The sequence below is a fragment of the Clostridium sp. genome (assembly GCF_036660475.1).
In the GTDB taxonomy this organism is placed as follows: domain Bacteria; phylum Bacillota; class Clostridia; order Clostridiales; family Clostridiaceae; genus Clostridium_J.
Genome location: NZ_JAVXAO010000017.1, coordinates 36,801 through 45,471, shown reverse-complemented (window position 1 = coordinate 45,471; position 8,671 = coordinate 36,801). Strand labels below are relative to the sequence as shown.

The 8,671-nt window shown below is 32.2% G+C and carries 6 protein-coding genes; all 6 read right to left on the bottom strand.

Going from position 1 to position 8,671, the window contains the following annotated elements; translation table 11 throughout:
• Positions 1-138: 138 nt before the first annotated feature.
• From RSA29_RS17280 to RSA29_RS17255, 6 genes are read right to left on the bottom strand one after another with little or no spacing between them, the layout of a single operon-like run.
• Positions 139-255, bottom strand: coding sequence for a CD1375 family protein (locus tag RSA29_RS17280; protein WP_346942477.1), 117 nt, complete (start codon positions 253-255; stop codon positions 139-141).
• Positions 256-257: 2 nt separating this feature from the next.
• Positions 258-563, bottom strand: coding sequence for a hypothetical protein (locus tag RSA29_RS17275; RefSeq protein ID WP_346944615.1), 306 nt, complete (start codon positions 561-563; stop codon positions 258-260).
• Positions 563-2,365, bottom strand: coding sequence for a phage tail protein (locus RSA29_RS17270; protein ID WP_346944614.1), 1,803 nt, complete (start codon positions 2,363-2,365; stop codon positions 563-565). The genes RSA29_RS17275 and RSA29_RS17270 overlap by 1 nt, the downstream gene beginning before the upstream one ends.
• A gap of 4 nt (positions 2,366-2,369) precedes the next feature.
• Positions 2,370-3,470, bottom strand: a complete 1,101-nt coding sequence (locus RSA29_RS17265) for a siphovirus ReqiPepy6 Gp37-like family protein (RefSeq protein WP_346942474.1) — start codon at positions 3,468-3,470, stop codon at positions 2,370-2,372.
• A gap of 3 nt (positions 3,471-3,473) precedes the next feature.
• Entirely contained in the window at positions 3,474-4,334 is an 861-nt protein-coding gene (locus RSA29_RS17260; protein WP_346942473.1) for a phage tail family protein, read from the bottom strand.
• Positions 4,327-8,640 carry a hypothetical protein gene (locus RSA29_RS17255; RefSeq protein ID WP_346942472.1) on the bottom strand — a complete coding sequence of 1,438 codons (4,314 nt, stop codon included), beginning with the start codon at positions 8,638-8,640 and terminating at the stop codon, positions 4,327-4,329. The genes RSA29_RS17260 and RSA29_RS17255 overlap by 8 nt, the downstream gene beginning before the upstream one ends.
• Positions 8,641-8,671 lie beyond the last annotated feature (31 nt).

Below are 8,671 nucleotides of genomic sequence, written 5' to 3'. Positions count from 1 at the left end.
CTGTTCCTAATGTTACTACTGCAACCTTAATATAATTTAATATGTTATCCATTTTTACACCATCCTTTTAATTTTCAAACATAAAAATAGACTAGATTCCTCTAATCTCTAATTATTTATTTAGTTCGCTTTATCGATCTATTGTAAAATAGTTTGCTTTTCTAATTCCAATCTTACTTTTTCTTTCCATAATGACGGAACTTCTTCCAAGGTCATTCTACCCTCACCAATAACTTTAACATATAATGCTACCATACTTATTTACCTCCTATAGATATAGAATTTGCTAGTTCTAGTATTGCATTTTCTAATACAACTCGATTTTCTGTTTCTTTGCTTTGTAGGTTTCCTAACTCTATAACACAACTTTCTAGTATCGCTTTTTCTTCCTCTAGTCTTTTTATTTTATCTTCCTCTAGCTCATAAGTAACTCCAATACTTAACAATTTTTCTTTAAACATACGTGGTTCAACTTCTACTAAGTTCGGTGAGGTAGGAGAGGTATTCTTAGTTAGCCACCCTACAACCTTTTTATCCTTGTCGTACTCTAAAAAATATCTCATTATACCACCTCTTTAGCTTTAATGTAGTCATTGCCGTACTCGATATAAGGTATCGTAAAATCATCAACTCCAAATAATTCACCTGTACTAGAAAACATATTTGCCGTACCAACACTAACTAATAATCCATCGCCATATGCAAGTGCTTGAGCATAAGAAGTTGTAGTCGTAGTTGTAGTTTTCTTGTACCATTTTTTTAAATCAACACTTAATAAAATATCAATATTATTGAGTTGTACAATTCCATACATACCAATCTCTTTAAAGTAAAATATTTTAGATGCTTGCCCACTAATGTTCATTCTATTGTTAATTAATGTCCATTGTATACCATTTAGGGATGAATATAACGCTCCATTAGGTTCACTCGTAACAGCCAAATAAAGTTTTGTATCGTCACTATACGTTAAATCAGTAAATCCATTACCACTATATATAGAGGATAAGATATTTGACTTCCATGTAATAAAATCAGTCGTAGTAAATGAATAAAAAGTAGAATTTATTGTATTTGTTCCAAGCAGAACACATCCAGTTTCACCCATTGCTAATCCTTTAGGATTCCTAAATGTGGGTGGATTAGTGGAGTTCCACGTAAGTCCATTATCCCTAGATATATACACATTATTTTGTGTCACAGTTAACCAAACACCATTTTTATATTTTATACTGTAAATATCTGTTCCACCAGTTATTGTGATAGATGTCCAATTTATACCATCAACACTTCTCATTATAGAACCTGCTTGACCTCCACATAGAAATATACCATTATCAAAAGTTATACAAGTTGGAGTAGTTATTCCTGTGGCTACCACACTGTATGCTATCCATGTTATAAAATCTGTCGAATAATATAGTTTCTGAGCATACCCAACTACAAATTTTCCATATCCATATGCTACGGCATTGTATAATGTATCTGAAGTTAAGCCAAACTTTCTAAAAATAGGGTCTGCCATTAGTATGTTAGGTTGTTTATACCCTACGACATTAAATAGTTCGGGATAAGTTGTTTTTGACAATCTCCTCCCATCACAAGGTAGCCATTCGATAGGTGGTATATATGCAAATGTCTTTATATCCCCGATTTGAGGTTTTGAACTTTCTATTTTAGTGTTCATTTCACCCAAATGCGCATTAGTTTGATTAATTTGATTTTGTAAATTCCCCGCTACATCTCCACTTAGCTGACCTTTTATGCTATCAAACCACGTTTTGAATTCTGCTTCAAACCCTGCTTCTTTTTGAGACAGCGCAGCTGAGTATTGATTAAATAAAGTAGTAACATCTAATTGCTCTACTGTACCATGGACTATTCCACACAAGCTATTATTCTGTCTTAAATCTGTAATATTAGCCTGTGTTATCTTTATTGCACCTTTATTAACAGCTATATCTGCTATTCCTATTTCGTACATGTCTGCATCTCTCTGTAACACTTGTGCAACTGGAGTACTAGCAAAGGTACCTTTTTTTACATAGCATTTAATCTCTCTATTTAGAAAATCCAACCTCAATACAATTCTATCTATTCTATTAAGTACTCCATCTGCTGCAGATATAGGTAATGTTAAGATATCAGTATTTTCATAAAAGTAACCGTTAATCCATGCCTTGCCAGTTTTTAAAGTTATATTCATATTTGTACTATCTGCAATAGCTTGTAAATTAGTGCTAGGGTTCGGAAATACTCCATTGCCTATAAAACTACTAAAATATTTAGCATAATCCTCAGCCAAATATGTTCTGTCATAAATGTCTCCAACTAGCTCCGCATTAAAAAAACTCGACTTCTCCATTTAATCACATCCTTTTCAATTTATCTATTATAGTTGGGATATTAGTACCAAACGTAGGTATTATGCTTACTTTACCACCTTCATAAACCTCTTGTATTTCTGTTATTCTTGTAGATACTTGTACACCCCACTTTTTATCTAAATAAGTAACTATATCTCCTAGGTCATAATCAACCTTATACACGTTATTACCACTTGTATTTACTTCACTTTCAAAAGTTTTTATTTCCTTAAATTCTTCTAATTTTTCAGTTCCTCGCTGCTGCAACATAGGAATATATTCGCTATCTGGAATAGTTATTTCTGTATCATTTACAGTTTTAGTGTTAGTAATATCTCTAGCATCTACATATATTTCATATCTATCTAATCCAATATTAGCATCCCCTATTGTAGTTTTCTTTCTTGCGATTCCTTCACCAGTTCCAGCTATAAGACAAGTGTTTCTAAAATCACTCATATCATTTGTATACTCCTCAGATTTTACATTTTCAAAATCTCTACTAAAAATGGTAGGAGCTATAGCAGTTTGATTTACACTTCTATCAACGCCCTTATACACTTCAAATTTTAGCATCTTATTACTTCTATCTAATTTAACTCTATAACCTAACTCACTCGTCCTGCTTATATCAGTAAGCCTTTCAAGAATATTATCACCAGTATTTTGAAAGTTGATATTGTTCGTATAGTTCTTTAATTCACCTAAAGTCAATAAAGGTATTTTTCTTTTAATATCACTTGGATTTATACAATTTTTATCAACTAATATTCTCATAGCTAACTCAGTAGTACAGTTCAAATTTTCAGTACCCCAAATAATTCTTTTGCTTATATAATTAGTTAAAAAACTACCAGTAACTTTTAACGTTTCTTTCCCTTTGTCATCAAGCACTAAATTTCTAAACTGTATATAACCAGCTTCAACATCTCCTTTTTTACAAATTATAGTATCTTGTTTTAGTAATGCTATATTTTCATATGTTGATGATACATACAATTCAAAATCACCACTTAATTGGTATCTTCTATTCCATATAAGAGATATGAAATTATCTATTACACCTATCAAATTAAGCTCTCTATCCAAAATATATAATTCCACGAATTACACCCCCAAATAAGCTGGGTTATAATAAATACTAACTTCTAAATTATCAATGTTGGAGTCTGCGTTATATCTAAATAAATTATCCCCAACACTTAATTGTAAAAACTCACTATTCAAATCTAACAAATTCATAACATTGGCTTCAACACCATTTAGTTTTTGTACAACCTTCTTTTTACCAGCACTAGTATTAACTTTTATTATTTCTCCTGATACCATAGATTTATTAATTTTTATAGACTCTCTACTGTTAATATTAAATAAACTTGGATTTGTAAGACTTCCCAATGCTCTAAATTCAATTATCATGCCACTTTGGACATCTCCAGTATTATTTACATTAACTATTAGACTAGGACTTCTAAATCCTACTATAATGCCATTATTCTTAGGAATAACTAAAGGGAAATGAAAAGCTCCATTCCATAGCGCTATTTCAATTTTAGACTCCATGACTTCATTAAAATAAGGATTTGCGCATAATAGATTAACCATAAATATTAAATCTTCATGTATATTAACTATTTTAGAATTAAATTCTTCAATCTCATACTCAATAGATCTTAGAGTTCCACAGTAATCTATAATTAATATACCTTTATTTTTAGGATTAAAAAAAGAAATCAAGTTTTTACGCTCAATCTCTTTATTAGGTCCTTTATACTCTGCTTGTATAGAAATATACCTTTTATCAACTCTCTTACTATCCACTATGCTTCCATCATAGTGTGCATTAGATGAAGTATTCAATTCGAGTTCTGGAAAGTCTATACCTTCTATATCTATTATTTTGTATTTATCTTTTAAATCTAACGTCTTATTCCCTTGTACAAGTTTCAAATTTAAATATTTATCCAAAAGCTAAATCCCTCCCTACTTTTTTTAGTGCTCTAGCATTCTCAGATGGAGTTCTCTCTGGATTAATGATCGTTACATGTTGATTAATTTCGGTTTCTTTATCAATAACAACCGGTTGTACATCCTGTACTTTATAATTAGCTGTAGCTCCAAAATGCAACGCTGTCTTACTTGTTTCATGTGCTACAACTAATTTCATCTTATTAACTAAATCACTCATTGTATTTTTGACATCTTTAATTAAGTTAGGAGTTTCGGCATCCACTCCAGTGCCTATTCCTTTTATAATATTTTTACCTATTAAATCTTTCATAACACGACTTGGAGAATGAATATCGAATGCATCTTTAAGTGTATCAGTAACCATAGACGATATTTCAAGCAGCTTGTTTTTAAGAGCATCCTCTTCACTATTTAATCCATCAATAAAACCGCTCAATGTTTGTTGCCCAATATTTTTAACAATATCCGGAACCCCATTCAAAGTTTCATCTATTTTTCCCTTAAAATTATTTTCTATAGTATCCAACTGATCCTTATAAAACTTTTCAGCAACTTCCCTAGCTAATTTTTGCTTTTCCTCCCAAGTATTTATATAGCTATCAAATTCAGTTTCATTTAATTCTAATAACTTTTCCGCGTATTTTGTACCTTCCTCCACACCTAACCCAGCTACCTTGGATAGCAATTCATCAGATACATTTTTATCTTTAAGTGCCGCCATGACTTCATCATATTTTTCGATAGCATCTATCTGTTCATTTATATTTTCTAATGTTAATTTTCCGGTTTCTTTATTTATTTTAAATAAATCTCCAAAACCAGTTAATTTAGATTGCATATTTTCTTGTGCTCTAACAACTTCATCGTATTGATTTTGAAATTCTTCCGTAATATCCTTAATCTGTCCACTAACTACACTATAGACTTTATCCATTCCATCTTTCAAAGCCGCTTCATAAGCGCTAGTAACTTCTTTGCCGGAGTTTGTAAAAAGCTTTCTCATTTCATCATTAGCTTGTTTTATTTTTTTATTTTCTTCTTTAATAAGCTCATTTTGTTCTTGAAGTCTTTTCTTTTCTTCTTTAGATATGTTATCATTTATTTTTATAAGTTCTTTTTCAGCTATAGTTTTACCTTCAATTATAGTTTGCACAGTCCCATCAACTATTTTTTTTGTTGCTTTAATAGCTTCATCTTTTCTAGAATCTATACCAGCCTTTAAATTTAATATATAATAGCTTCCTATTTCCTTATAACTAGAACATTTTTCTTTAGCAGTAGTCATTATATCTCTAGATAACTGATCTATAGAATTTAATGCAACGTCACTATTTTTATTTAGTCCTTCCACAATTTCCTTTGGGGCTTCTTCGCCTAATTCATTAAACTTTTTTAAGACTTCTTCTGCTATATCGTCAGTTTTCTTATTTAAGTCAGATTTACCATCTTCAAGTCCTAATTCTGCGCCTTGCATTACATATTTAAATATTTTACGTGTTTCTCGAGATGGTGAATGTTCGTCAAAAGCTTTTCTAAGCCTGCTTAAAATACCATCTGCTATACTCGTAGCCTTAGCCCATAATCCTGGCTCTGCTTTCTGCATCTCATCTAACATTGGAGACATCGCTTGTGACATTGCAACTTTAGTTTCCTCGGGTAGCTTATCTAAATTTCCAATTATACCATTACACATTTTTTCAGTTTCATCAGAGGTTTTTCCCCCGTATAACTCGGTATCCTTAGCCATAACTAACAATGCTCCACCTTGAGCTATTACATTGTCATTTAGATTTTTCTGTTCTTCTTCTCTTATTCCTGCAATCTCATTAGCATATTCATCTTCAATTTTTTTTACCGCTTCTTTATGGCGACTAAGCTCTCCCAACTCACTTCCAAATCCACTCTGTAGTGCTTCTCTATATCGTGCATCTTCTGCCTCAAGACTACTATTATAGGTTGCATTTGCTATTACTTCTTGATTTCTTAATTCCGATTCTAAGTTAGTATAATTTTTCAACTCTGTAGCTCTATTTGCATATCCTTCCTGGATAATAGAAAGTGTATCTCCACATTCTTTATTTGCAGTTTCAACTAAGCTAATATATTTGTTATTAGCAGCTTCAATCTCTGCATTGTAAGCATCACTTCCCATAGTTCCCAATGCTTGATATTTAGCATTGATTAAAGCAATCTCCTCAGTACACTGTTCATCCGATTTTGCTATCACTGCTTGTTTGGTTTCCTCCGCTGAGTTAATAAGTGTTTGTGAATAAGTTTGATACTCTTCTATTGTCCCAGTATGGGTATCAGCTAAAACTTGAGCCCTATCTTGCACAACCTGTTGATATGCAGCTTGTATCTCTAATTCTCTTTGAGTTAACTTCTGCATTTCAGCAAATAATTCATCCATTCTTTGAATTTCAGATTCTGTCAAACTTCTACGTTCATTAGTAGCAGTTCTAGCAATTTCAGTTATCTCTGATTGAACCGAATCCATCCTAGTTGATAAATTTTGTTGTTCCTCATTACTAGCTATAATAGAATCATTAAATCCATCTAAAATACTTCCTGCACTCTTTACACCATCGTGAAAACTAACTATACCTGTTGCTATTTTTTCAAATGAATTTCCAAGTTCTTCATTTGCAGCATTTAATCTTTCCTCACCTTTATACACATCTTCTTGCATAAGATTATAAGCTATTAATCCAGTAGTAAGTGCAGCAACTCCAGCAATAATTATTCCAATTGGATTAGCATTCATTACAACATTCCATGCAGCCTGTGCTGCCGTAACCAAACTTATTTTTCCGGTTAGCACTCCAACTAACATCGTCGTAACAGGTAATCCACCATTAATAGCAACCAATGTTAATCTACTAGCAGCTTCATGCATTGCTAAAGCAGCCGTTGCAGTATTCCACGTAGTTGTCATTGTTTTTATAAGTCCTGTTGTAGTACTAAGAATTGAATAAGCTTTAAATCCAGCGTAAACTGCTGTAATTAATGGAATTATAGTTTCTAAATTATCTCCAAGAAATTTAACAGCATTAGTCACCACTGGAAGAATAGTTTTACCTATATCCAAAAGTGTAATAGTAAGTTTACCCAATACTATAACCATAGACTTAACTGCTTTTTCGACAGTGTTTCTAACTTCATCAAAACAACTCTTAGCTTCATTTACAAAGGCTTTAAATTCATTAGAAACTTTACTTCCAAATAAATTTTTTAAGAATATTTCAGTAGCCTTAATTGCTAAGTTCGCAACTTGAGGTAGAATTTTAATAGCACCATCTATTAATGATGTAATAATTCCTCCACCAGAATTTATTATTTTAGGTAGGTTATTTTCAATACCACTAATAAAAGAAGAAATTAAATTAACAGCTCCATTAACTATTTTAGGTGTTGCATCTGCTATTTTAACTACTATATCTGCCAATGCATCCCCAATAGCAATTACAAGTCCATTAAACCCACTGTTATTAAATGCAATTTTAAGTTCATCAGCTATTTTGTTTAACTCTTTAGTTGCCGCTCGTGCCAATGGTAATAAAGATGTACCTATAGCACCTCCTAAATCTTGCATCCCAAGTTTAGCAATTCTTAGTTGGTTAGCTAAACTATCGCTAGTCCTAGCAAAATCTCCTTGAGCATCCGCAGAAGCACTCATTAAATAGTTATACCTTAATGTTGTCTTCTCAGCTTCTGTCATTTCTTTATATTGTTTCGTAATACCTTTAGTTAATGCATATGCCTCTAAGTTGGCTACACTCATATTTATACCTAATTGCTTAAGTGGTTCAGTTTCCCCAGCTATACCAGCACGTATTTTATTGAAAGCTTCCTCAGAATCTAAATTATAAAATGAAGCAAAGTCACCAGCTAATCCAACCATGCTCTGTGACATATTCAATACTTCAGTATCAGTAAGCCCCATGGATTTAAGCATAGCTCCCATTGTACCATTGAATTTCTTAGCCTGTAATTCACTCATGCCAAAAGCAGTAGCAGCACTTTTAGACCACTTATTTATAGTTTCAGCACCTTCTCCAAATGTAACGTCAACTACGTTCTGAACTTCTTCAAGATCACTGGCTAGCTTAATACTAGAAACACCCAATCCACTTAAAGCAGTACCCGCAACAGCTACACTTGTTACGAGTACCTTCATGCTTGTTTCTACTATATTCCCAAACTTGCTTAATCCACTTTTAGCCGTAGAACTAAGTTTACTTATTCCTTTTTCGACACCAGCACTATCCAATTTGGTATCAATTACTATACTTCCATCTGCCATATATTTCTCACCTGCCTTTTTTTATATAAAA

Coding starts and splice junctions, on each gene's coding strand:
- RSA29_RS17280 (WP_346942477.1), bottom strand. CDS start 255: ATGGTAGCATTATATGTTAAAGTTATTGGTGAGGGTAGAATGACCTTG.
- RSA29_RS17275 (WP_346944615.1), bottom strand. CDS start 563: ATGAGATATTTTTTAGAGTACGACAAGGATAAAAAGGTTGTAGGGTGG.
- RSA29_RS17270 (WP_346944614.1), bottom strand. CDS start 2,365: ATGGAGAAGTCGAGTTTTTTTAATGCGGAGCTAGTTGGAGACATTTAT.
- RSA29_RS17255 (WP_346942472.1), bottom strand. CDS start 8,640: ATGGCAGATGGAAGTATAGTAATTGATACCAAATTGGATAGTGCTGGT.